We start from the raw sequence: 25,400 nt of genomic DNA on the forward strand, positions 1-25,400 counted from the left end.
TAATGGGCAAATTGTTGTATAAACAACTCTGTCTTATTTCTCTTTTGCTGAGCAGTCCAACGCTTTTGGCAGCAGAAGTGCTGTCAGTTATTTATCCCGAAGTTAAAGCACCTTACGATGAGATATTTAAGCAAATCGTCAAAGGTATTGAGGATGAATATCAGGGCCCGATAAAATTGTACCCACTCAAATCAACATTCTCAGTCACAGATACAGTGCGACAGCTTGATCAAAACAATGAGCAAATGGTCATCGCGCTTGGAAAAAGTGGTTATCAGGTTGCAAAAGAGGTGTATCAGCGTAAATCTGTGGCAGTGGGTGCTTTACCTATCCAACCCAACGGTATTTCAGGCGTCAGTTTATTGGCCGAACCTAAAGTATTGTTTGATTCACTTCGTTTGCTGGCTCCTTCAGTCAAACGTGTGGCCGTTTTGCACACCCCAGCGAATAAGTGGTTGATTGGCAGGGCTAAAGCTCAGGCAGATCAGTTGGGGTTAACCTTATTACATATCGAAGTGTCCGATTTGAAAAATGCAGTAGCAGAATATGACTCATTGCTTAAAGAATTAGACCCACAAACAGACGCCATTTGGTTGCCGCTGGACCCAGTGACTGCAAATGAGCAGGTCATTTTACCCAAACTGCTTGAATATGCCTGGGAACACAATCTGGTGTTATTCTCCAGCAAACCAGAGCATGCCAAAAGGGGCGCTTTGTTTTCCATGTTCCCGAATCACTATGAATTGGGCAAAGGCCTGGTCTTTATGGTGGAAAGACTTCGCAGTAAAGAAATAGCCTCATCCGTATTGCCTATGGATAAAATGCAATTAGCTGTCAATCTGCGAACAGCGGCACATCTTGGATTTGCGTACAACACCCAGCTGCGTAATAACTTTTCTATTGTGTTCAACAAATAATACTGATGCCTCAACATTCCCCGACTCTCAGGCGACAACTTCTTAAACTTCTGGTACCTGGTCTGGTTTTTATGATGAGTTGTTTCAGTGTGTTGCTGGTCTGGATGACCACCAGCCACACCAGTACCATGGTATTTTCCAATGCACAGCAGGTGGTACGCTCGTTAGCTAATCAGTCGGTGTTGGCTTTGCTGACAGAAAGTGCTGAAAACGCTGAAAATGCATTAGGACAAATCAGCAGCTTCCCTGACGTGACCGGAGTAGGTTTGCTTACTGCAAGCAACGAAATTCTGGTCTGGCATGGCTCAGATGAAAATAAACGACTGTTCAAGCACCATCAATGGCCACAAACACCGGAGCAAAGTCTGAACTGGCAGGATAAACACTACTGGTATCTGGCTGCTGCAGTCGTATTAGAACAAAACGACAATGCAGCAGAGCTATCCTTTGACAGCGACGGGCGCCAACATATTGGTTATGCGCTGGTTAGTTTCAGTAAAGAACGTTTGAGTAACTACAGTAACTCTATTATGTTGGCGATGCTGGCGATCACTACCGCAGCCTTATTGTTGCTTCTGCTTGTCATAAACCATAGTGTTAAAAAGATCACTCAGCCATTGAATACCTTATCGAAAAGTATGTCAGAAGCAGATTTGACACAACAGCATCAACAGGTCAGGGTAGCCGGAACATCAGAAGTTCAGCAAATAGCCTTGTCGTACAACGCAATGATGACAGCCTTAAATGAACGGGATGAACAATTGCGTCAGCACAGAAACGAGTTGGAAGCTCTGGTACAGATCCGTACCATAGAACTCACCAGCGCCCGTGATGCGGCCTTAACATCCAGCCGCCATAAATCAGAATTTCTGGCCAATATGAGCCATGAATTACGCACTCCGATTCAATCGATCATTGGCTACATTGATTTAGTAAAAGAACAGCTGGAACTGCAAAATCAGTTTGATCTGCAGGATGATCTGAACCGGGTGCTCAAAAATGCAGATCGTTTGTTACAAATGATCAACAGCCTGCTGGATTTAGCAAAAATTGAAGCCGGCCGTATGGAGTTGCATCCGCGCGACTGCAGTCTTTATGAGCTGATACAACAGAGTCAGGATCTGATCAACCCTTTGTTAGCCGGGCAACAAAACAGACTGATAGTGCACCAACCTGCTCAGGATCAGCGTTTGCGGCTCGACGCAGAAAAGCTGCTGCAAATTTTAGTCAATTTACTGAGCAACGCGGTAAAGTTTACGCAACAAGGAGAAATTCAATTATCAGCAGAGATAGACGGCCTTTCTTGTGTATTCACAGTAAGTGATTCCGGTATAGGTCTGACTGATCAGCAAATGGCCCAGGTCTTTATGCCTTTTTATCAGGCCGACGGCAGTCAAAGCCGTAAGACAGGCGGAACAGGACTGGGGTTGGCTATCACCAAACAGTTTGTCGAATTGATGTCTGGCACTATAGAAGTCAAACCTGCAAAAGCAGGTGGCGCAGAATTTATAGTAAGGCTTCCGGTTGCTTTGCCGATATAAAAATATATCTGCCTGAATGACTGGAGTTTCAGTCATCAGGTTTTACACTGAATAACAGAAATGGCTGATACAGGTAGGTTCCAGCATAACAATAAGAATAAGGACGCCTAACGGGGATTGATATGACGCAGTTACCAGCCGCTCGTTTAAATTTACTTAGTCTATGCATGCTAAGCTTGTTTTCCTCTGCTTTGGTTCAGGCAGACAATCAATTTATCGCAGAAGATTTAGAGGACTTTTATGGTGCGACTGACTTTGTCAGTATTGCAACAGGCACCACCAAACGTATTGATAAAGCACCAGCCATTACCACTTTAATCACTGCTGAAGATATAGCCCGTAGTGGCGCAACACATCTTGATGAAGTACTGGAACAAGTTCCTGGTTTACATGTCACACCATCCACCATCAGCAGGTTGGATTCTGTTTACTCCATCCGTGGTATTCAGACCGGTTTTAACCCACAAGTGCTGGTACTTTTAAATGGCACTGAATTTAAAAACAGCTTCTCAGGGGGTCTGCCCTACACTTTCAGATTTCCGGCCACCATCATCGAACGTATTGAGGTGATCCGGGGTCCTGGCACCGCTGTGTATGGAGCCGACGCTTATTCCGGCGTCATTAATATAGTCACCAAAGATTTAAGTAAATCCAAATCAGTCATTGGCAGCAGATTTGGCTCTTTTGACAGTAATGATCATTGGTTACATCTGGGACATAAGTGGCAGGACTGGTCTGTTGGTCTGGCTATAGAGCAACAAAAATCGGACGGTGATAAAGACCGCATCGCTGCAACAGATCAACAATCTGTGTTTGACCGGGTCTTTGGCACTCAGGCATCGCAAGCTCCTGGCCCTTTAAGTACCGGCTATAACATTCTGGACGTACACGGCACTGTGCAAAACGGCAATCTGAAATGGGAACACTGGTGGTGGCAACAGCACAAAGGCGGTTTAGGACCAGGTGGCGCCCAATCACTTGACAGCACCGGCTATCAGAACTTCCGCGACTACAGAACTAAACTCAGCTACCTGTACCAACTCAGTCCGGAGTTAAGCTGGACCAATGATTTGTCTTATCTTGATGCCAAAAGCGAAACTTATTTTGTGCTGTTCCCGGCAGGAACCAGATTACCTATAGGAGCGGACGGTAATATTAGTTTCGCCGCCCCTGTCGGCATGGTTTCGTTCCCGGATGGATACATTGGCAGCCCCCGCGGCAATCACAAAGACAGCCGGCTGAATAGTATCTTTCATTACACCGCTTTTACCGGACACCAGTTACGATTAGAGTTAGGCTGGTTTGAACAAAAACTGACTCCCAGAGAACTGAAAAACTTTGGACCAGGTATTCTCGATGGCACTCAAGCTGTAGTGACAGGAGAGCTGACTGACGTCACAGGTACTGATTATATCTACGTCACTCCAGTGCAGCGCAGCAACAGGCATATTAGCCTGCAGGATAGCTGGCGCTTTAAAAGTGACTGGGAACTGACGATTGGCATGAGATACGATGATTTCTCTGACTTTGGCAGCACGCTCAATCCTCGTTTTGCTCTGGTATGGGACACAGCACATAACCTGACCACTAAATTGCTGTATGGCAGTGCTTTCCGTGCACCTTCGTTTAACGAGCTGTTTTTACAAAACAATCCGGCGGCTTTAGGTAACCCGGATTTAGAACCTGAAACCATAGACACGCTGGAACTGGCCTTTGACTATCAATTGAGTTTTAACAACAGGCTGGCACTGAATTTATATAGCTACAAAGCAAAAGATTTGATCGACAAAGCACCTATCCCAGGAACCAGTTTTTTACAAACGGCCAATCTGCAGGATTTAGATGGCCATGGCGCCGAGTTTGAATGGACCTGGCGCGCCGGGGATCAGTGGAAACTGGATAGCAACATCGCCTTTCACAGCACCAAAAACCGTCTGACAGAACAGCAAATTGCTCTGGCTCCCCGCTGGACCGGTGCCATACGAGCTTATTACACCTTCAATGATCAATGGCAAGGCAGTGTCTGGGGATACTGGGTTGCGGATAGAGCCAGAGCTGCAACAGACACAAGAAAAGCCATCAGCGACTATCAATTGTTTAACCTGAGCCTGAGCTATCAACCCGCTCAAAGCGACTGGCAGTTCAAAGGCACCCTAAAGAATCTGTTTGATAAAAAGGCCTATGAGCCCAGTACTGGCGCTGTGCAAAATGATTATCAGCTTGAAGGCTTAAGTATCGCCTTGCAAGCCAGCTATCACTGGGAATGGTGATCAGATGTCTGAAGCTGAAGACTTTGGTTTTTCAGACAAAGCCAGAACCAGGCTTTGTCTGGAACAACCCAGCCCAACAAACCCCTATCTGACAGAAACCTTGTATCTGGCAGGTTATGATCTGCAGCAACTGGTGCAAAAACGCAGTTTCAGTGACACTTTGTATCTGCTGTTTTGCCGCGAGCTGCCAACTCCAGCTCAGTCAGAACTGCTGGAAAAATTAATGACAGGTTTGATCTGTGCATCCCCACGCCATGCCGCCAGCCGGGCAGTGATGAGTGCCGGCATCAGCAAAACCAATCCGGAACATCTGTTGCCTATAGGTTTATTAACCTTAGGAGGCAAGCAGGGAGGAGCAGCCGAAGTGCAGCTGGCTTATCAGTTTTTGCAACAACACCTCAATACAGCTACCGGGCTGGTACTGCAGCAGAACCCGACCCAATCCGGGCATCAGCATCCAGTGCCCGGATTTGGTGCTTTGTTTGGTGACATCGATCCATTGATGCAAAAGCTTGCTGAATACTTACTCAGTCTTGACGGTGCCGGTCCTCATTTACGCTTTGCTCAGCAACTGGCAACACTGATGGCCAAAGAGGGCTATGGTTTACTCGATACCGGACTTTGTGCCGCTGTCTGTGCCGATCTGGCCTTAGGTGCACGGGAAAGTGTGGCCTTGTACCAGTTATTCCGTGCCCCCGGTCTTATCGCTTTAGGTATGGAACAAAGCCATTTGCCCATTCACGCTTTACCTTTACTGGAGGATGAACACTATGTCTTCCAACCCTGACAACTATCTTTTGTGGCAACAAAAGCGTGGAAAAATAGTCACCAGCATAGGCAAATGGGTAGGTGGTGATGACGTACAAGTACGGCAGTACTCTCTGTTAAAAGATTTGTTTCAAAACATCAGTTATATGCAATTGCAGGTACTGAACGCCACAGGCAAACTGGTATCTCCGGAGTTAGGCCGCTGGCTGGAAAATAATTTTATGGTGATGAGTTACCCTGACGCCAGGATCTGGTGCAATCAGGTGGGGGCCTTTGCCGGTACCTTAAAAACCAGCCCTACGGCTGCTACTGCGGCAGGTTGTCTTGCCGCCGACTCCAGAGTGTATGGTGGCAGTCAAACCTCTGAACACGCGATGCATTTTATTCAGCAAACGCTGCTGAAATACAAAGCGGGTCAAAGTATCGAAGCTCTTGTTGCTGCAGCACCTGTGAAACAAGGCAAGCCCGCTATCATTGGGTTTGCACGGCCTGTAGCCCGCACTGACGAAAGGATTGTGCCACATCAGCAGATGACCGAAGCTCTGGGTTTTACCAAAGGCGAGCATATGCAACTGGCTGACTTGCTCGCAGACTATATGCAACACCATTATGGTATGGGTATCAATATTGGTGGCTACACAGCGGCTTTTATGTCCGATCAGGGCTTTTCTCCGGAAGAGGTATACAGGATCAAAAACCTCTGCGTCGCCAGTGGTGTGACTGCCTGTTATCAGGATCAACTGACAGAACCTGAGCACAGTTTTTTACCCTGGCGCTGCGATGATATTGACTATCAGGGGCATGCTCCCCGCCCCCTGCCGGTATAAACACAAAATTTCGGGAGGGATTAACCGCCCGGAGTCGCCGACCCTTTTAAACCTTTTACCCGATCTGCCATAGGCGGCACTTCTTCCGCATCAATGCGTACATCCAGCAAAGTGGGACCTTTTTTGCGAAACAGCGCAGCAAAATCTACAGCTTCCAGTTGCAACGGCGTTTCAATACGAATGGCATCCACTCCCAGTGCATTGGCAAGTGCAGCATAGTTCACCCTGCCCAGTTGATAACCTGTCTGTTCTGCCCCGCCCAGGCGCTGTCCATGCATCACCATGCCCAATACCCCATCGTTGAGTACAATCAGCACCAGTGGCAACTGTTGCTGTAAAGCCACTGTGATCTCCTGTGCGCTCATCAGGTAACTGCCATCCCCTGTGACACAGACATGAGGTTGTGCGCCTTTGCTGGCCAAAGCAGAGCCTATAGCTGCTGAAATAGCCCATGCCATAGCACCCAACCCCATAGCAATATGGTAGTGGCCCTGATACTCGGGTCTTTGGTAATAATGCACGGACCAGGACCAGGCATTGCCTGCATCCACAAACAATCGGGTGCCTTGCGGCAGTGCTTTGCTCAGGTAAGTGAATAAACGTTGTGGTTTTAACGGGATCGAATTATTGGTCGCAGCCTCCGGATCCTGCAACAGGCTAAAAGAGCCATTACAATTGGCTGGAACTACAGCAGCAAAAGCGGGCCAGTCTTTGCCCCATTTCCTTTTCGCTTCACTGATTTCGTCAATCAGCTTTTGGAAGATCACAGGTAAATAACCACAGACATGCAACTTTGCCATAGGTGATCGGGTGAAATGTTCAACACTGGAATCTATATGGATCAGTTTGTGGTTAATTAAATCATCATCCCAACCACTGGTGCCCAGTTCGCCTAAGGCTGCACCCACAGCTAATACCAGATCCAGCTTACCTTCATTATCCTGTAACAGTTCTCTGGCGCTTTGATGCCCGGCAAAACCAAAAACCCCACGGTACAAAGGATGAATTTCATTGACCCAACGTTTGCCCATAGGACCAGTGACAAAAGGGGCGTTTAGTAGTTCTGCCAGCTTCATAATCTGCTCTGAAGCTTCTTTGCAGCCATCTCCCAGAAAAAACGCCACCCGCTTTGCCTGGGATAATTCCTGCAACAAACGTTGCAATGCAGTTTTATCTGACAATGAAAATTGCTGGGTTAAAAGTTCAGTCCTCACATTGGGTAAAAAACCGGCTTCGGCTCTTAATACATCGGAAGGAATAGAAATATGGGACGGACCGGCAGGCACTCTGCTGGTCGCCATAATGGCAGCTATCAGCTTGTTCTCAAGTTGCTCATGGTGACTGACCAGAGAATTGTATCTGGTGCAATGACGAAACATTCCCACTATGTCGATGGCAGAGCAGGACGAGTCCTGCAGCGCTCTGCGACCAAACTTGGGTAACGGAGTTTGTGCTGTGATCACCAGCATAGGCACGTTGTCGGCATAGGCACTGGCGACTCCGGTCAACAGATTGGTGGCTCCCGGCCCTGTGGTTGCACAGCAGACTCCGGGCCGTCCTGTTTCTCTGGCATAACCATCCGCCATAAAAGCCGCGCCGGCCTCGTGTCTGGCGACTATGGCTCTGACGCCGCCCCTTCGTTCGCTACGAGCCAGGGCATCAAATAAAGGTTCAATAGCACCACCAGGCACACCAAAGACATAATCAACCTTAAGTTGATTCAGATAAGCGACCAGAAGGTCGGCATAAGTCAGAACGTCCTTGTCAATCAGCTCTTCCATGTTAAGAGCGTCTTGAATCATCACTGCATTACCTGTTTCATTTGTTGTTAAATAAACCAAAGGATATGCAGTCTAGCCGATAAAGCCTGAACAAGTGGAGCTTTTTTAAATAGTTAAGTTGTTGTTTCCAAAATGTATTTTTTTAGATTTTCGATGTCCATGGGTTTGCTGATATGGTAGCCCTGCGCATAATCCACGCCCAGTTCTTTTAGCAGATCAAGAATACGTTCATTTTCGACAAATTCCGCCACAGATTTGCGATTTAACACCCTGGCTATCTCAGCTATAGACTTCACCAGTGCATAATCAATCTGATCCACATCCATTTCTCTGACAAAAGAGCCATCAATTTTAATGCTGTGTGCAGGCAGTTGCTTCAGATAACTAAAAGTGCTGAAACCAGTGCCAAAATCATCAATGGAAAATTCACAGCCCAGTTGTGTCAAAGATTCAATCATCAGTCGTGTAGCCTGAATATTACTTAAACTGGCACTCTCCGTCAGTTCAAAAATAATACGGGTGGCATCTACCTGATATTGCTCCAGTTTCTGTTTAATCAAAGGCAACAGTCGGGCGTCACTAAAAGCCTGAGCCGACAGATTAATAGCTACCTTATGCAATTCCGGATATTGATGCATCATAGCAATGGCTTTAGATATCACCTGATGATCCAAAAGATTGATATCCTCAGCACGTTCCAATGCCGGAATAAACTCTCCCGGATACACCAGTCTGTCTTCGAGCTGTAATCGCACCAGCGCTTCAAAATAGGCGACTTCACCGTTGCTGACTTTGACTATAGGTTGAAAGTGCAAGGTGATTTGATCATTAACTATGGCTTCCTGTAACTGATGGGACCATTGCAAAGACAGTTGCAGTTCACCGCTGTCCTGATCGTCATCTGTATAACAATGCACCAGATTACGCCCTTTACGTTTGGCGACATACAAAGCGATGTCCGCTTGCTGTAAATACTGTTGAGCCTCACTGGCAGAGCCATCTATTTTAGCTAAACCTATACTGCAACTGATTTTATAAACCCGGTCTGCAATACGGTAATGTCCTTGTTGCAACGAAGCGCAAAGCCGTTGTGCCCGCTGTTCAGCAGAACTCAGCTCGCAATGAGTTAACAGCAAAGCAAACTCATCGCCCCCCACCCGGCACAGCACGTCATCTTTTCCTAAACCAGCACTGAGCAAGCTGGCGACTTCACGTAAAATTGCATCACCTTGCGAATGGCCTTGCGAGTCATTGATCACTTTAAAATGATCCAGATCCAAATACAGCAGCGCATGCTGTTCCTGGTTATTGCGGGCTGATGCCGCCAGCCGGTTTAATTCCTGATCAAAAAAGTAGCGGTTATACAAACCGGTCAGAGTGTCATGCAGCGCCAGGTGTTTGAGTTCCTGCTCTGCCTTTTTGCGCTCATCTATGTTTTCCAGCGTGACTGTTAAACCTGCTTTCCCTTCACCGGAAAGCAGGGTCAAATCAGCAATGACCCAGTGCAGCTCGCCTTGATCATCAAAAAGTTGCAGCTCATGGCGCCAGTGTGATTTAAGCCCTGAAAATAAAAAATTCAATTGTTGCTGCCACAGGAGTTTGTCCTGCTCTGCCAGATAATGACTCATAGGAAAATTTAAACCCGCAGCCCCTGCAAACCTGGACCAGGCCTTGTTGGCAAACTGGATCTGCCCCCTGTTATCCAGCTCCATCACCACAGTGGAGACGTGATCAAGTACCCGCTGATGTGTCATTGACAGGGCTTTGTAACGGGATTCGCTGCTGGCAAGAGCCTGAACTTTATGGCCAAACTGTTGGTTACTGACCATAAAGTCTTCACGTTGTGCTGCCACTTCCATCACTTTACGCAGTTGATCAGCCCGAAAGGGTTTGCTGATAAAATCAGCAGCACCTTGCAACAACATCTCTTCAGCCAGTTCAACGCCGGCATGGGCCGTCATAACAACAACAGATTGCGATTGTTGTATTGCCATAATATGTCGCAGCACCTGCTGACCCGTCATACCGGGTAGCATCACATCCAGCAACACCAAAGTGTAGGTATCAGGTTTATAGAGTTCGACCGCTTCAAAGCCCGTGCTGGCGAGGGTGATTTTATAAAAAGGCTGCAGAATACGCCGCGCCAGTTCAGCGATATCCGGATCGTCTTCAACCAGCAATAGCTCTGGTTTCTTCTGGTGATTGATGGGCTGTTCAGCGTACTGCTGTATATATTCAGGTAATTTTTGATACTGATCGAGCGGCAAGACTAAATCTATACCATAGGCTCGTGCTGTAGTTTCAGTGATTCGTTCACAATACGTAGAACTTAATAAAATAAAGGGGGTGGAAGCTGCAGATTGCAGCACATTAGATCGCAGTAGCCTGGCTAAACGCCAGCCATCAATGCTACCAATTTCTATCTCAGAAATCACTAATTCAAAAGCTTTGCTTTTTAACTGCACTATGGCTTCAGCGCTGTTCGTAACAGCAGTCACAGCCCAGCCACCTTGTGACTTCAACAACTGTACAACAGAGCCTCGACTCTGCTCTTCAGCAACAACTAATAATAAAGACAGAGGTTGCGCCATCCAGAACCTAATTTAAATATGAGGGCTACACTGAGCACCGTACTAGTAATTTCACCATATCTGCTGCCTGCAACAGGCGCAAGATTTATTTGGTTATGGCGGGTTCATTGAGCACTATAACTCAGGCTGTACCTTTGAGGCTTCAGCCTGCTACCATAGCCACTTTCAGAATAGATGTGAAACAGTAAAAAAACATGCGTATACCCAGAATTTATCAGCCTGGTGCCATTGTATTGCAGCAGGATTTTGCCTTAGCCGAAGACGGCGCCAATCATATTGGCCGCGTGTTACGTATGCAGGCTGGTGACGAGTTATGTTTATTTAATGGCGACGGTTTAAATTATCAGGCTGTAATTAGCTCTGTTGAAAAAAAACAGCTGTGGGTAAAAGCCATCAGTTCAAGCGAAAATCCGGTGGAATCCCCTCTGAAACTGCATTTAGGTCAGGGAATTTCCCGTGGGGATCGGATGGATTTTGTCATTCAAAAAGCGGTCGAGCTGGGCGTCACTGAAATCACTCCATTGTTTACAGAGCGTTGTGGTGTGAAGCTGGATGCAGAACGTCTGGCCAAACGTACGGAACAATGGCAAAAAATTGCGATAGCCGCTTGTGAACAATCTGGCCGCAGTGTAGTTCCGCTAGTGCACACTGCTATCCAGCTTACTAAATGGCTGGTGCAAGAGACAAAAGATTTAAAGCTGACCTTGGATCCATGGACTTCTGACTCCATTAAGACCATAGCCGGCAGCCAGACTATTCGTTTAGTCATAGGCCCTGAAGGTGGTTTTACCGATGCGGAAGTCGCTCAAACGAAAGACGCTGGTTTTATGGCTGTTCGTTTAGGCCCACGCGTATTACGTACCGAAACGGCTGCTTTGACCGCCATCAGCGCATTACAGTTACAATTTGGTGATCTGGCCTGAACAGAGCCCATACAGGAGTGAAGATGATTAAATTAGGCATAGTGATGGACCCTATTGCGGGCATCAATATCAAAAAAGACTCCAGTTTTGCCATGTTATTGCAGGCACAATCCCGTGGTTATCAGCTGCATTATATGGAAATGAATGACCTGTATTTAATTGAAGGTCAGGCCCGCGCCCGCACCCGTTTGTTATCTGTGCAGCCAAATGGCGAACACTGGTATGACTTTGGTGGCGCACAAGACATACCACTGTCCGATTTAGATGTGATCTTAATGCGCAAAGATCCACCTTTTGATACTGAATTTATTTACGCCACTTACATTCTGGAACGAGCTGAAGACGAAGGCACCTTGATTGTCAATAAACCTCAAAGCCTGCGTGACGCCAATGAAAAGCTGTACACCAGCTGGTTTGCTGAACATACACCAAAAACGCTGGTAACCCGTGACGCAGCGCGTTTAAAGGCCTTTTACCAGCAAGAACAGGATGTGATTTTAAAACCCCTGGATGGTATGGGTGGCGCTTCAATTTTCCGTTTAAAACCGGACGATGCCAACGTCAGCGTCATTATCGAAACCCTGACAGAACATGGCAGCCGTTATGCCATGGCGCAAAAGTTTATTGCTGAAATTAAAGACGGTGACAAACGTGTGCTGGTGGTCAACGGTGAACCTGTGCCTTATTGTTTAGCCCGCATTCCGGCCAGTGGTGAAACCCGCGGTAATTTAGCAGCCGGGGGTCGTGGCGAAGCAAGGCCCTTAACCGAAAGTGACTGGGCCATTGCCCGTGCCGTTGGTCCTACTCTGAAAGCCAAAGGCTTAATTTTTGTAGGTCTGGATATTATTGGTGACCGGTTGACTGAAATTAATGTCACAAGCCCAACCTGTATCCGTGAAATTGAAGCGGCTTTTCCGGTGAATATTACCGGCATGTTATTTGACCAGATTGAACTACTGTTAAAGCAGAACCAATTAGTAAAACAAAATCAGCTATCAAACCAAAATCAACCAGGGTCCTAAGGCGGTACTATGGACAATTTTCAGAATCATTTATTGATTGCCATGCCGGGTCTTGACGATCCTATGTTTAAACGCAGTGTCACCTACATTTGTGAGCACAATGCTGAAGGTGCCATGGGCATTGTGATTAATCACCCTATGCCAGTGAAAGTAACTGAGTTATTAAGTCAGCTGCAGATTGAACATGATATTGAAAGCAAGGCGGCTAAAGCTCATGTTTGTGCTGGTGGCCCTGTGCAAAGTGATCGTGGTTTTGTGTTGCATACCCCCAAAGACGGCTACACCAGCAGTATGCGGCTGAATAACGATTTGATGGTGACTACTTCACGCGATATTTTAGAAAAGCTCACCACAGAAGAGGCGCCGGACAAATTTATTCTGGCGTTAGGCTATGCGGGCTGGAGTGCTGGCCAACTGGAAAAAGAAATGGCAGAAAACAGCTGGCTGATGATCCCGGCCGACAACAATATTATTTTTGAATTAAGCCATGCCGAAAAATGGCAAGGTGCCGCTCATGCGATGGGCATTGAAGTCTGGCAATTAAGCCCTGAAGCAGGTCACGCCTGATGAGTAGCAGCGTCACCGTATTGGCTTTTGACTATGGTTTAAAAAGTATTGGCGTGGCTGTAGGTCAAAGCATGACAGGCACAGCCACTATGCTCAAAGCTTTAAAAGCGCAGGATGGCATTCCGAACTGGGATCAAATCGAAGCCTTAATCAAAGAATGGCAGCCTAAGTTGCTGGTGGTAGGTTTACCTCTGAATATGGATGGCACAGAGCAGCCTTTTACGGCCAGGGTGCATAAATTTGTCAATCGGCTGCATGGCAGGTACGGTTTGCAGGTAAAAACTCAGGATGAGCGTTTAACCACTGTAGACGCCCGCTCACAGCTGTTTGCAGAAGGTGGGTTTAAAAAACTCAGCAAAGAGTTGGTCGATAGCCTGTCAGCCAAACTGATTTTAGAAAGCTGGTTTGAAAATGGTGGCGCTTATGGCGATTAAAACCGGCTTCTACCGCCACTACAAGGGACCTTTGTATCAGGTACTGTCGGTGGTGCATCACAGTGAAACCAACGAAGAGCTGGTGCTGTATAGAGCTTTATACGGCGACTTTGGCTTATGGGTGCGGCCACTGGACATGTTTGTCAGCAATGTCGAAGTGGCAGGCGAACTGGTGCCACGTTTTAGTTTTGTTTCAGAACAAGCCCCTGCGGAATTGGGAAAGTTGCCCGATATTCTTCAACTGATGTAACCAGCTTAGGGCATCTATCATCAATTTACACAAAAGAAAACTCCATGCGTTTGAGCTCTTCTGAAATCGCAGCCATTAAGGCCGCCGTTGCTCAGGTTGCCGGCACTACTGCCACCGTGCGTTTATTTGGTTCCCGAATGGACGACCATAAACAAGGCGGTGATATAGATTTGTTGGTGGAAACTCCTGGAGAACCAGAGAACGCCGCTTTGACTGCTGCACGAATTGAAGCGCAGATTATTATAGCTTTGGGCGACCAAAAAATAGACGTGTTATTAAAAGCACCTAATTTGATGTACCTGCCTATTCATCAAGTTGCAGAAAAAGGCATATTGTTATGACCTTAAAGCGTCAGGTCCAATCGGATGATGTGTCACAACTAACTCAAATTGAAACAGTCTAACGACCCTGCGGACGGGGATAAACCCCGTCCCTATAACCTAAAAACAATGACGACGAATTACAACCTAATCATTATCCGTTAACCCAGCCACAGTCACACCAGACAATAAGCCTGCGCCTGTTGTGCCCTCTTTTAGTTTCATCATCAAACGTAAATCGTTTGGTGAATCGGCATAATGCAGCGCGTCGGCGTGGCTGATTTGGCCTGTTTTGTATAAATCGTACAGCGCCTGATCAAAGGTTTGCATACCCAGCTCGCGGGATTTGCTCATCGCCGCTTTAATTTCACCTATTTCACCGCGTTTAATTAAATCGGCAATAAGCGGCGAATTCAGCAGTACTTCAATAGCAGCCACCCGTTTTTTACCATCCACTGTAGGCACCAGTTGCTGGGCTACTATGGCGCGTAAATTCAGCGATAAATCAAAGAGTAACTTGCCGTGTTTTTCTTTGGGCACCAAATGCATAATACGGTCTATGCCCTGATTGGCGTTGTTGGCGTGTAAAGTGGCGATACATAAGTGGCCTGTTTCAGCAAAAGACAGCGCGTATTCCATGGTGTCCTGACTACGGATTTCACCGATAAGAATCACATCAGGAGCCTGACGTAACGAGCTTTTCAACGCCGCTTCAAAGGACTCAGTATCTATCCCCACTTCACGCTGCGTCACCAGGCTTTTTTGGTGATCGTGCACAAATTCAATAGGGTCCTCAATAGTCAAAATATGACCACGGGCATTTTGATTGCGATAACCCAGCAATGCGGCTAAGGAAGTCGATTTACCAGCGCCCGTGCCACCAACAAAGAGCACCAAACCACGTTTGGACATAATAATGTCTTTGAGTACAGTCGGCAGGCCTAAATCATCGGCTTTAGGGATAGTGGTGACAATACGACGCACCACCATGCCCGCCTGATCACGTTGCCAGAAGGCAGATACCCGAAAGCGCCCGGCTTCATTAGCAATAGCGAAGTTACATTCCTTTTCCTGCTGAAACTGCGCTTGCTGTTTGGCTGTCATGGCGGATAACACCAGCGCCAGCGATTGCTCAGGGTCCAGCACTTGTTCAGCTATAGGTAACATTTCGCCATTAATTTTGGCGGATGCAGCAAGTCCTGCGGTAATAAACAAATCCGAAGCACCAGCGGCCACCATTTTGTGTAAATAATCCACTAAAGTCATAGCAGTTACCCCATCCGCCCCATATTGCCCATGCTGTTAAAGGAGTTTTTGTCCTGAGCTTTAGCCAAAGCGTCTTTCTGGTTAATGGTTCCCCTGTTCACCAGATTGATCAGGCATTGATCCATGGTCTGCATGCCATGAGAAGCACCGGTTTGGATCACTGAGTACATCTGAGCAATTTTATCTTCACGGATCAGGTTTCGAATGGCCGGAACACCCAACATAATTTCATGGGCAGCCACCCTACCGCCGCCATTTTTCTTCAGCAAGGTTTGTGAAATAACGGCCCGCAGCGATTCAGACAACATAGAACGTACCATGGCTTTTTCTTCACCAGGGAAAACGTCAATAATCCTGTCTATGGTTTTTGGTGCTGAGGTGGTGTGCAAAGTACCAAACACCAAATGACCTGTTTCTGCAGCTGTCATGGCCAGACGAATAGTTTCCAAATCCCGTAATTCGCCGACCAGTATTACATCAGGGTCTTCACGCAGCGCTGAGCGCAAGGCGTTGCTGAAACTATGAGTATCACGGTGCACTTCACGCTGGTTAATTAAACTCAGTTTATTCTGGTGAACAAATTCAATAGGATCTTCTATCGTCAGAATATGATGGTTTTTAGTGCTGTTGATGTAATCAATCATAGCCGCCAACGTAGTCGACTTGCCCGAGCCTGTAGGACCTGTCACCAGCACCAGCCCGCGTGGGTTGTCAGAGATACTGCGAAACACATCTGGCGCATGTAAGTCTTCCAGACTTAACACCTCGCTTGGGATAGTACGAAACACAGCAGCAGCGCCGCGGTTTTGAACAAAAGCATTCACACGAAAACGCGCTAAACCCGGCACTTCAAAAGAAAAGTCGGATTCAAGCTTTTCTTCGTATTCTTTACGCTGACGGTCATTCATAATGTCGTACACCAAAGAGTGCACTGCTTTGTGGTCTAAAGCCGGAATATTTAAACGTCGCACATCACCATCGACCCGAATGAGGGGTGGTACACCGGCTGATAAATGCAGATCCGAGGCTTTATGTTGCACACTAAAGGCGAGTAATTCGGTAATATCCATGGTGAAAAGCACTCCAAAGCAAGGGCCAAAAACAGAGTTGATATGACAAACAACATAGCAGAAGCGTTGAAATCAGCCTACAACGCCATCACAGAATTTCAGATAAAACAGCAATTATCCCAACAAAGCCGTCTGATTGCTGTCAGTAAAACCAAACCAGCCTCCTCTGTTGCTGCTGCTTATCAGGCAGGCCAACGCGCTTTTGGTGAAAACTATGTGCAGGAACTGGTCAGTAAAGCGACAGAATTAAGCAGTCTTGAGCGGATAGAATGGCATTTTATTGGCCCTATTCAATCCAATAAAACCAGAGACATAGCGCTTTACGCCGACTGGGTGCACAGCATAGACAGACTAAAAATTGCGGAGCGTTTATCAGCTCAGCGGCCTTCTGATAAAACACCACTTCAGGTGCTGCTGCAGGTAAATATCAGCGGCGAAGAGTCTAAATCAGGTATATCCCCGTCAGATTTGTTTGAATTAGCAGCTGCAGTTGCAAAATTGCCAAAGCTGGAGTTAAAAGGTTTGATGGCCATTCCAGAACCCGGTAAAGGCGCTGAAGCTTTTGAGCAAATGCAAAAGCTGTCACTGCAATTGCAACAGCAACATCCTGATGCAAAAGAACTTTCAATGGGCATGTCCGACGACTGGCAAGAGGCTCTGCGCTTTGGTTCTACTATGATAAGATTAGGCACGGCCATTTTCGGAGCCAGGGAAACAAATTCACATGATTGATAATACTGTAGCTTTTATAGGCGCTGGCAATATGGCGCAGTGCATTAAATTGATGGGGCATGATCATGTCCGCAGCAATGGAAAAAAATTCGCATGATTGACAATACAGTCGCATTTATAGGCGCTGGCAATATGGCGCAGTGCATTATCGGCGGTATGATTAAGCAAGGTTATCCGGCTGAAAATATTATTGCTGCCAACCGTAATGCGGAAAAATTAAAGGCCTTAAAAAGCCAATACCAGATTGAAACCACCACAGACAATATCGAAGCGGTCACTAAAGCCGATGTGATAGTGCTGGCGGTGAAACCTCAGATGATGGCTGAAGTCTGCCAGCAGCTGATAGAACAAGCGCCTGAATGTCAGGAAAAGCTGTTTATCTCGGTTGCCGCTGGTATTTCTGTTGAACGTTTTGAACAGATGTTAGGCCAGGTGCGTATTATCCGCGCTATGCCAAATACACCGGCTTTGGTTGGTTTAGGCGTGACAGGGTTATTCCCAAGCCGCTGCTCTGTGTATGAGCAGTCCTTTACCGAAAAACTCTTTGTAGGCACAGGCAAAACCGTCTGGCTGGAAAAAGAGCAGGACATTAACGCTATTATTGCCGTCACCGGCAGCGCTCCGGCCTACTTTTTCTATTTTATGCAGGCCATGCAGCAAGTAGCGCAGGAACTTGGGTTTGATGAAAACCAGGCAAAAGCTATGGTGGCCCAAACTGCTTTAGGTGCAGCCACTATGGCCAGTCAGTCTGATTTATCTTTTGAAGCATTACGCGCTCAGGTCACGTCAAAAGGTGGCACCACACACGAAGCTATTGAAACTTTTAAACAACATAAGCTTGAAACCATGGTCAAAGACGCCATGTATGCAGCGATACGCCGTGCTGAAGAAATGGCAAAAACTCTTTAAGGACCCATAATGACCGAAGCATTCTTTTTTCTGTTAAGCAGCCTGATCAAACTTTATTTAATGGTGGTGCTGCTGCGTATCTGGCTGCAAAGCGCCAAAGCCGATTTTTACAACCCATTCAGTCAGTTTGTCGTCAAAGCCACAAACCCAGCGATTATTCCACTGCGCCGCTTTTTACCCAGTATGGGCCCGGTAGATACCGCCAGTTGGATATTTGCTTTTGCTATTTGTGTACTGCATGTGGCTATAGTGCAATTACTGCAATTAGGTCAGGTGCTGTATATGTATTTGCCTTTAAGCGCTTTGGTATTGCTGATCACCGAAGCCTTGCAACTGGCATTCTGGATTTTAGTGATCCGCGCTTTACTGAGCTGGTTTAGTCAGGGCCGTAATCCGGTTGAGCTGGTGATGCACCAGTTGACAGAACCTTTATTGCGCCCGGTGCGTAAAGTAATACCAGCTATGGGTGGTTTGGATCTGTCTTTGCTGGTGGTGCTTTTAGGTATTCAGTTTATCCAGATTTTATTGACCAATATGTTACGCGGTTTCTAAATGTTAACCCGACTGACCAACGGCGATATTCTGCTGCAGCTGCATGTGCAGCCAGGTGCCAGTCGTGATCAGTTTTTAGGTCTGCATGGTGATGCCATCAAGGTAGCTATTAAAGCCCCACCTGTGGATGGCAAAGCCAATGCTCATTTACAACAGTTTCTGGCCCAAAGCTTTGACGTGGCTAAACGTCAGGTGCTGCTGGAAAAAGGCGAACTGAGCCGACAGAAAAAATGGCGAATTCTGGCGCCCTGCTCTGTTCCTGAAGCCTTACAACCTTATCTGGAGTCAACATGAAAATTTATCTGCTGGCAGCAAGCCTGGTTCTTGCCTTATTTATAAGCCCACTTCAGGCAGAACAAAAAAAAGTACTGGGGCCATGGGATGTGCATTACATTGCCTTTGACAGTACTATTATTGATGCCAAAATAGCGCAAAGTTATCAGCTGCAGCGCAGTAAATATCAGGCTGTGCTGAATATTTCAGTACTGAATAGCAAGGACCAAAAAGCACAACAAGTACGAATTTCAGGCACAGCCACAGATCTGACGCAAAAACAGATCGAGCTGAGCTTTCGTGAAGTAAAAGAAGGTGAAGCCATTTATTATCTGGCACAAGTACCTGTGCATGACCAAAAACACCTGAAGTTTAAACTGGATATCTGGCAAGGCACAGAAAACCAGAAACTTGAGTTCTCACAGATGTTTTATACCGAATAATCCTCTTTTATCCGGCTCAGTATCCACTGAGCCTTTTTGTTTCAAAGGTTTCCTTAATGAATAAACTTGTTTTAGCCACAGGCAATAAAGGTAAATTAGCCGAGTTATCCGCCTTGCTTGCACCTTTTGACTGGCAGGTAGTACCGCAGTCCGATTTTCAGGTGCCGGACGCTATTGAAGATGGTTTAAGTTTTATTGAAAACGCGCTGATTAAAGCCCGTCATGCCAGCCGTTTAACTGGCCTGCCCGCTATTGCCGACGATTCAGGTTTAGCTGTAGATGCTTTAGGTGGCGCACCTGGTATTTATTCAGCCCGTTATGCCGGTGAGCATGGCAATGATTTAAAAAACCTGCAAAAGCTACTGGTCGATTTACAAGAGGTGCCACAAGCTGAACGTAATGCTCAGTTTCATTGTGTATTGGCTTTTGTGCGTCATGCTGACGATCCTGTGCCTGTGATAGCCCATGGCATTTGGCATGGCCAGATTGCCTTTGAAGCTGCTGGTTCAGGTGGTTTTGGTTACGACCCGATATTTTTACCTGATGATGCCCAAAGCACTGCTGCTGAACTAAGCTCAGAGCAGAAAAAAGCCATCAGTCACAGAGGCAAAGCCTTGCGCTTATTGGTGTCTTTGCTGAAAGGCGAACACGCCTGATGAGTCTGGCATCAACAACACAACTGCAGTTGCCTCCACTGGCACTTTATATCCATATTCCCTGGTGCATTCAAAAGTGCCCTTATTGCGACTTTAACTCGCATGCAGTCAAACAAGGCATTCCTGAGCAAGAATATATCAGCCATTTGTTGGCCGATTTACGTCAGGATCTGGGCTATGTGCAAGGCCGCGCTATCAGCTCCATTTTTATTGGCGGCGGTACACCCAGCACTTTTAGTGGTGAAGGCATTCAGGCTATTTTAGATGGTGTGCGCAAAGAGCTGCAGTTAACAGACGACTGCGAAATCACCATGGAAGCCAACCCTGGTACTGTAGAAGCAGCGCGTTTTGCCGCTTATGTGGCCGCTGGCGTGACTCGTTTTTCTATTGGCGTACAAAGTTTTCAGACCGAACAGCTCAAAGCCCTGGGCCGTATTCACGATTGTGATGAAGCCATTAAAGCAGCACAACTGGCCGCCACCTTACCATTGCAAAGTTTTAATCTGGATTTAATGCATGGCTTGCCGGATCAGGATGTTGCAGGTGCTTTGGCTGATTTACAGCAAGCTATAGATCTGAAACCACCGCATTTATCCTGGTATCAGCTGACGATAGAACCTAATACCGCCTTTGCGTCACGCCCTCCTGTGCTGCCGGAAGACGAAGCCTTGTGGGATATTCAGGAGCAAGGCCATATGCTGTTACAACAACATGGCTACACTCAGTACGAAATCTCAGCCTATAGTCAGCCAGGCCTGCAGTGCAGACACAACCTGAACTACTGGCGTTATGGCGACTACTTAGGTATAGGTTGTGGCGCTCATGGCAAAATCACTGTGCCAGAGACTGGTAAAATTATCCGGCCAGTAAAAATTAAACACCCCAAAGGTTATATGGATATCAGCAAAGGTTATCTTGACGAAAGCACTGAAGTAGCGCCTGAAGACAGAGCTTTTGAGTTTTTTATGAACCGCTTTCGCTTACTCGAAGCTTGTCCTAAACAAGATTTCAGCGCTTATACCGGCTTGCCCGTCACATCTGTAGAAGATGCGCTTGCCAAAGCAGAGCAACTGGGGTTAATTAACAACACAGAATTACACTGGCAAATCAGCCCAAAAGGCGCGCGTTACCTGAATGATTTGCTGTCACTTTTTATCGACTAACCATTCATATAACAAAGGTCCATTTATTTATGTATTTACGATATTCAGCACTGGCGCTGGCGGTAAGCCTGGCAACAGTGGCAGGCTGCAAACCGGCCTCTACTCCTATCGATCAAAGCAAAATCATTGAAGCTACTGTGGTTCTGACTGAAAATCAAAAAGCTGACGCCCTGTTCGAGAAGATTTTCCAGCAGTCTGTAGATAACAGTCCGGAAACACAAACAGCTTTAGGTTTAAAAACCAATTACGATCAGTGGGATGATTTATCAGAAGTACAAACCCAAAAAGAGCTGGAACAAGCCAAAGAACAGCTGGCGCAGGTGCAGGCTTTGAACATGCAAAGCCTCGACACTGGCCGTCAATTGAGCGTGAAGCTTTTGACAGCGCGCTTACAGGCTCGTTTAGATGATGCCAAATGGGACTTATACAGCTACCCTGTCAATCAGATGTTTGGCACCCATTCCACTGTGCCTTCCTTGCTGATTAACCAGCACAGCATCAGCGATGAAGCCGATGCCAAGGCCTATATTGGCCGCTTAAAAGGCGTAACTACCTATTTCAAACAACTGGAACAACAACTGCAGGCCCGCGCAGATATTGGCGTTTTACCACCCAAGTTTGTGTTTGCTCATGTGATTGGTGCCAGTCGTAATATCATCAGCGGCGCACCTTTTGACGGTGGCAACGACAGCACTTTATTGGCAGATTTCCGTGGCAAAGTACAAGAACTGAAGCTGGAACAGGCTGAAAAAGACTTACTGCTCAAAGAAGCTGAACTGGCTTTAGTGGGCAGCGTAAAACCAGCTTATGAAAACCTGATCAAGTTGCTGACGACCTTAGAAGAAAAAGCCGGTACTGAAGATGGTGTATGGCGCTTTAAAGACGGCGATGAGTTTTACGCCAACCGCTTAGCCCGCATCACGACTACAGATTACAGTGCTGAAAAAATTCACCAGTTAGGTTTGTCTGAAGTCGCCCGTATTCACGAAGAAATGAAAGGCATTATGAAAAAAGTCGGCTTTAAAGGCGACTTACAGCAGTTTTTTGCCTTTATGCGCGACGACCAGCAGTTTTATTACCCGGACACTGCCGAAGGCAAAGCAGAGTATTTAGCCGAAGCCACTCGTCTTATCGATACCATGAAATCGCGTTTGGATGAGCTCTTTATCGTTAAACCTAAAGCCGACATGGTGGTAAAAGCAGTAGAACCGTTCCGTGAGCAATCCGCTGGTAAAGCCTTTTACGAGCAACCTTCTATGGATGGCAGCCGCCCTGGTATTTATTACGCCAACCTGTACCGCATGAGTGGTATGCCGAAGTATCAAATGGAAGCGCTGGCTTATCATGAAGGTATTCCGGGCCATCATATGCAAATTGCCATAGCCCAGGAGCTGGACAATGTGCCTAAGTTCCGTAAGTTTGGTGGTTATACCGCTTATATCGAAGGCTGGGGTTTATACACTGAGTTCCTGCCTAAAGAGATTGGCATGTATCAGGACCCCTACTCCGACTTTGGTCGTTTAGCCATGGAGCTATGGCGCGCCTGCCGTTTGGTGGTCGACACAGGTTTACACAATAAAAAATGGACCCGCGAACAGGCCATTCAATATTTGGTAGACACAACGCCAAACTCAAAAGGTGAAGCCGTCAACGCCATAGAGCGTTATATCGTTATGCCTGGCCAGGCCACAGCCTACACTGTGGGTATGCTGAAAATGCTGGAACTGCGCGAAAAAGCCAAAACAGCACTGGGCGACAAGTTCGATATCCGCCAATTCCACGACGTAGTACTGAAAAACGGCGCAGTGCCGCTGGACGTGCTGGAGCAGTTAGTGGATCAGTATATTCAATCGGCTAAGGCAGCAGCTTAACTGATATTGATTCAATTAATACTGTAAGGGCGCCCCTTGTGGGCGCCCTTTTTTGTAGTTCTTTTCCGCACTGCTCACATTTCTGTTTTTGCATTTGGCACTGATTTCACCGATCTACGCAGACACGCCGTGAATAGGTGCGTATTGCCTCCTCTGCAGTCTTCCACGGTTTTGAACAACAAAACCCATTCTACCGGGCAGCCCCTCAGATAACTGCTCTATTGAACTACCACTTTACCCCGTGTAGCTGAAGGCACACAAACCTAATGGTTCTGCCCTTCACTGAGTTCACTCGTACCGACACTTTGTGCCAATAGCTGACATTCAGCGTTGTAGTAAATACCTGATCATCACTTCTTTTACTATCACAAACCGCTGGATAAATTCCCAAGTGTCTAGCTTGAGTAAATTCAAGAACAACTAGTGTACTGACTGTATAAATTTTGTCGCACTCATATTTACTGATTACAGAAAAACCTGTTGAAAAAGAGGTACATCAGCGTTAGTTTGGTATGATTAAAAATCATGAAAGAAGGCAGAAAAATGTTCGACTTGCGGGCGGACAGCCTTTGAAAACGGATTGTTAGCCGCAAGGAGGCACCGATGTCCCAATACAAACTCACTGAAGAAATTTTGAATCGTTCTCAGGCTCAAATTTGGGACATAGCACAGCTAGAATGGAGCCTGTATCAAATATATGAGGCAGAAGAGCCAGAAACCTGTCTGTGCGGTCACTTTCCAATAATTGAAATATGCACACTGCATAATAAACTAAACGGACAATTCGCAACCGTAGGCAACTGCTGCGTAAAGAAATTCATTGGCCTACCTTCCGACCTTATATTCCAAGCAGTGAAGCGCGTCCGGAAAGACAATCAAAAATCGCTTAATGCAGAAGCCATAAAACATGCACATGAAAAAGGCTGGATAAACGACTGGGAATACAATTTCTCAATCGACACAATGCGAAAGAGAGTTCTCACTGGCAAGCAACTTCAAACACGCATGAAGGTCAATGAAAAAATGCTTGCTAACATGAAGCGAAATAGTGGTAACGGCTAACAAGTGGTTCAAATCGTTCGCTTCGCTCACTGGGACGGGCTAAAGCTCGCCCCTTAACCAAACGTTAGCCGTCCTTAAAGTTTTAACGTAATTCTGAGGTGTATTTTGATAAGAGTTATTTCACCATCCTCTACAAATAACAAAAATGAAAAAGGCATCAAGTTCTATCTTCGACAAGATAATTGGAATGATCATGGCTACCAAACTCAGTATCATTTAGTTTTATCTGGTGCATATAGCTCAGATGGAGAGCCTGTTTCTATTGGAAATGTCAAAATTCTTAAAAAAGGTCAGAAGTCTACCGATTCTCATATGCTTGCCGTTGGAGATATCGATAGTCTTGACACAGAATTTTGTTCTTTGGGCCAATCATTAGATTATTATGAGCGATTAGCTAATATTGACGTAGATATAAGGGATTACATATTTTCTGCGTTGAATGATGTAGTTATACAAAAAAAATTAAAAGAACCATTTGTTAGCGAAGAAGGTTGGGGTACTTCTGTAATGAGGTTTATAGATAAAACTGATGACATCTTCATATTACCTCCAATGATGATCAGTAAAGATTATCAAAAATTGCCCAGCATTGATTTAAGCTTCAAATTTAGTAATGATTCATTAATTTCTCCAATAGAGTTCAACTTCGATTCGCCAGAATATGCTCGCCGCAGTAAACTCCCTAGCAGAGTTATTGTGTTAGTAGGAAGAAATGGGTGTGGTAAAAGCACATTACTCTCTAAAATTTCACGAGTAGCTTTTGCTTCTGGTGCGGATAGACGAGATCCTGTACTGCGTAAAATTGGAGAGTTTGAACCTGTAGGATTAGGCTTCCCTAAGATAATCAATATTTCATACAGTGCATTTGATAGCTTTCAGGTTCCAGGAATATATATCCATGAAAAAGAACAAATACTAAAAGACATGAGGAGTGGGCAAGGACGGTATATATTTTGTGGTATAAGGGATATTTGTAAAGAACTAGAATCTTCAATTGTTGATTTTCAGCGAGATGAGCGAGGAAAACTCACTAAAGAAGAAATATTAAAAGATCGACAAGCATTTACACACCTTAAATCAATTGAGTTACTACTATCTGGAGAGTGTAAAAAAATCTGTGTAAGTGGCATTCTACCTAACTCCTTGGAAGGGATAAAGAATGCCAATTACAGACCAATTACTGGATCAGCTG

At 46.2% G+C, this 25,400-nt stretch carries 25 protein-coding genes; 21 read left to right on the plus strand and 4 right to left on the minus strand.

Annotation, left to right across the window (positions count from 1 at the left end; genetic code table 11):
* Positions 1-65: 65 nt before the first annotated feature.
* The 5 genes from J2W69_RS12235 (at position 66) to J2W69_RS12255 (ending at position 6,323) form a co-directional block, all read left to right on the plus strand.
* Positions 66-917, plus strand: a complete 852-nt coding sequence (locus tag J2W69_RS12235; RefSeq protein ID WP_310278798.1) for an ABC transporter substrate binding protein — start codon at positions 66-68, stop codon at positions 915-917.
* A gap of 74 nt (positions 918-991) precedes the next feature.
* The gene (locus tag J2W69_RS12240; protein ID WP_310278801.1) at positions 992-2,458 is read left to right on the plus strand and encodes a HAMP domain-containing sensor histidine kinase; all 1,467 of its coding nucleotides are present in this window, start codon (positions 992-994) and stop codon (positions 2,456-2,458) included.
* Positions 2,459-2,580: 122 nt separating this feature from the next.
* Positions 2,581-4,728 carry a TonB-dependent receptor plug domain-containing protein gene (locus J2W69_RS12245; protein ID WP_310278804.1) on the plus strand — a complete coding sequence of 716 codons (2,148 nt, stop codon included), beginning with the start codon at positions 2,581-2,583 and terminating at the stop codon, positions 4,726-4,728.
* Between the two features lie 4 nt (positions 4,729-4,732).
* On the plus strand, positions 4,733-5,515 hold the full coding sequence (locus tag J2W69_RS12250; protein WP_310278807.1) for a citrate synthase family protein: 783 nt from the start codon (positions 4,733-4,735) through the stop codon (positions 5,513-5,515).
* The gene (locus tag J2W69_RS12255) at positions 5,499-6,323 is read left to right on the plus strand and encodes a citrate synthase family protein (protein ID WP_310278809.1); all 825 of its coding nucleotides are present in this window, start codon (positions 5,499-5,501) and stop codon (positions 6,321-6,323) included. Before J2W69_RS12250 ends, J2W69_RS12255 begins: the two co-directional genes overlap by 17 nt.
* Before the next feature lie 20 nt (positions 6,324-6,343).
* Here the strand turns inward: J2W69_RS12255 and J2W69_RS12260 are convergent, their stop codons facing one another.
* Together J2W69_RS12260 and J2W69_RS12265 are read right to left on the minus strand one after the other, a co-directional pair.
* Positions 6,344-8,125 carry a thiamine pyrophosphate-binding protein gene (locus J2W69_RS12260; RefSeq protein ID WP_310278859.1) on the minus strand — a complete coding sequence of 594 codons (1,782 nt, stop codon included), beginning with the start codon at positions 8,123-8,125 and terminating at the stop codon, positions 6,344-6,346.
* Positions 8,126-8,217: 92 nt separating this feature from the next.
* On the minus strand, positions 8,218-10,695 hold the full coding sequence (locus J2W69_RS12265; RefSeq protein WP_310278812.1) for a GGDEF/EAL domain-containing response regulator: 2,478 nt from the start codon (positions 10,693-10,695) through the stop codon (positions 8,218-8,220).
* A 194-nt stretch (positions 10,696-10,889) separates the two neighbouring features.
* Here J2W69_RS12265 and rsmE point away from each other — a divergent pair, with 194 nt between their 5' ends.
* The 6 genes from rsmE to J2W69_RS12295 are packed head-to-tail and all read left to right on the plus strand — an operon-like array spanning position 10,890 to position 14,232.
* Positions 10,890-11,618 (plus strand): 16S rRNA (uracil(1498)-N(3))-methyltransferase, encoded by a 729-nt coding sequence (rsmE, locus tag J2W69_RS12270; RefSeq protein WP_310278813.1) that lies wholly within the window; start codon positions 10,890-10,892, stop codon positions 11,616-11,618.
* A gap of 23 nt (positions 11,619-11,641) precedes the next feature.
* Entirely contained in the window at positions 11,642-12,640 is a 999-nt protein-coding gene (gene gshB, locus J2W69_RS12275) for a glutathione synthase (RefSeq protein ID WP_310278815.1), read from the plus strand.
* A 9-nt stretch (positions 12,641-12,649) separates the two neighbouring features.
* Positions 12,650-13,207 carry a YqgE/AlgH family protein gene (locus tag J2W69_RS12280; RefSeq protein WP_310278816.1) on the plus strand — a complete coding sequence of 186 codons (558 nt, stop codon included), beginning with the start codon at positions 12,650-12,652 and terminating at the stop codon, positions 13,205-13,207.
* The gene (ruvX, locus tag J2W69_RS12285) at positions 13,207-13,641 is read left to right on the plus strand and encodes a Holliday junction resolvase RuvX (RefSeq protein ID WP_008897896.1); all 435 of its coding nucleotides are present in this window, start codon (positions 13,207-13,209) and stop codon (positions 13,639-13,641) included. The genes J2W69_RS12280 and ruvX overlap by 1 nt, the downstream gene beginning before the upstream one ends.
* The gene (locus tag J2W69_RS12290; RefSeq protein WP_310278819.1) at positions 13,631-13,891 is read left to right on the plus strand and encodes a DUF1653 domain-containing protein; all 261 of its coding nucleotides are present in this window, start codon (positions 13,631-13,633) and stop codon (positions 13,889-13,891) included. The genes ruvX and J2W69_RS12290 overlap by 11 nt, the downstream gene beginning before the upstream one ends.
* Before the next feature lie 44 nt (positions 13,892-13,935).
* The gene (locus tag J2W69_RS12295) at positions 13,936-14,232 is read left to right on the plus strand and encodes a nucleotidyltransferase domain-containing protein (RefSeq protein WP_310278823.1); all 297 of its coding nucleotides are present in this window, start codon (positions 13,936-13,938) and stop codon (positions 14,230-14,232) included.
* Between the two features lie 126 nt (positions 14,233-14,358).
* Here the strand turns inward: J2W69_RS12295 and J2W69_RS12300 are convergent, their stop codons facing one another.
* Both J2W69_RS12300 and J2W69_RS12305 read right to left on the minus strand, forming a co-directional pair.
* Entirely contained in the window at positions 14,359-15,477 is a 1,119-nt protein-coding gene (locus tag J2W69_RS12300) for a PilT/PilU family type 4a pilus ATPase (protein WP_310278827.1), read from the minus strand.
* A 5-nt stretch (positions 15,478-15,482) separates the two neighbouring features.
* Positions 15,483-16,547, minus strand: coding sequence for a type IV pilus twitching motility protein PilT (locus tag J2W69_RS12305; RefSeq protein WP_008897904.1), 1,065 nt, complete (start codon positions 16,545-16,547; stop codon positions 15,483-15,485).
* Between the two features lie 42 nt (positions 16,548-16,589).
* On the opposite strand from J2W69_RS12305, the gene J2W69_RS12310 reads away from it, so the two are divergent.
* The 10 genes from J2W69_RS12310 to J2W69_RS12355 all read left to right on the plus strand — a co-directional run.
* The gene (locus tag J2W69_RS12310; protein WP_310278832.1) at positions 16,590-17,279 is read left to right on the plus strand and encodes a YggS family pyridoxal phosphate-dependent enzyme; all 690 of its coding nucleotides are present in this window, start codon (positions 16,590-16,592) and stop codon (positions 17,277-17,279) included.
* A gap of 93 nt (positions 17,280-17,372) precedes the next feature.
* Positions 17,373-18,188 (plus strand): pyrroline-5-carboxylate reductase, encoded by an 816-nt coding sequence (gene proC / locus J2W69_RS12315; RefSeq protein ID WP_310278835.1) that lies wholly within the window; start codon positions 17,373-17,375, stop codon positions 18,186-18,188.
* Between the two features lie 9 nt (positions 18,189-18,197).
* Positions 18,198-18,740 (plus strand): YggT family protein, encoded by a 543-nt coding sequence (locus tag J2W69_RS12320; protein WP_008897907.1) that lies wholly within the window; start codon positions 18,198-18,200, stop codon positions 18,738-18,740.
* Positions 18,741-19,034 carry a DUF167 family protein gene (locus J2W69_RS12325; protein WP_310278838.1) on the plus strand — a complete coding sequence of 98 codons (294 nt, stop codon included), beginning with the start codon at positions 18,741-18,743 and terminating at the stop codon, positions 19,032-19,034.
* The gene (locus J2W69_RS12330; RefSeq protein ID WP_310278841.1) at positions 19,031-19,456 is read left to right on the plus strand and encodes a DUF4426 domain-containing protein; all 426 of its coding nucleotides are present in this window, start codon (positions 19,031-19,033) and stop codon (positions 19,454-19,456) included. Before J2W69_RS12325 ends, J2W69_RS12330 begins: the two co-directional genes overlap by 4 nt.
* A gap of 56 nt (positions 19,457-19,512) precedes the next feature.
* Positions 19,513-20,112 (plus strand): RdgB/HAM1 family non-canonical purine NTP pyrophosphatase, encoded by a 600-nt coding sequence (gene rdgB / locus J2W69_RS12335; RefSeq protein ID WP_310278844.1) that lies wholly within the window; start codon positions 19,513-19,515, stop codon positions 20,110-20,112.
* On the plus strand, positions 20,112-21,275 hold the full coding sequence (gene hemW, locus J2W69_RS12340; protein ID WP_310278846.1) for a radical SAM family heme chaperone HemW: 1,164 nt from the start codon (positions 20,112-20,114) through the stop codon (positions 21,273-21,275). The genes rdgB and hemW overlap by 1 nt, the downstream gene beginning before the upstream one ends.
* A gap of 29 nt (positions 21,276-21,304) precedes the next feature.
* Complete coding sequence (locus tag J2W69_RS12345) at positions 21,305-23,146, plus strand: DUF885 domain-containing protein (protein ID WP_310278849.1); 1,842 nt, start codon at positions 21,305-21,307, stop codon at positions 23,144-23,146.
* Between the two features lie 603 nt (positions 23,147-23,749).
* Positions 23,750-24,208 carry a hypothetical protein gene (locus tag J2W69_RS12350; protein ID WP_310278852.1) on the plus strand — a complete coding sequence of 153 codons (459 nt, stop codon included), beginning with the start codon at positions 23,750-23,752 and terminating at the stop codon, positions 24,206-24,208.
* 105 nt (positions 24,209-24,313) lie between these two features.
* Positions 24,314-25,400, plus strand: a 1,087-nt coding sequence (locus tag J2W69_RS12355) for a hypothetical protein (protein WP_310278855.1), incomplete at its 3' end; no start/stop codon positions are given.

The sequence above is a fragment of the Rheinheimera soli genome (assembly GCF_031457405.1).
Lineage (GTDB): Bacteria > Pseudomonadota > Gammaproteobacteria > Enterobacterales > Alteromonadaceae > Pararheinheimera > Pararheinheimera soli_A.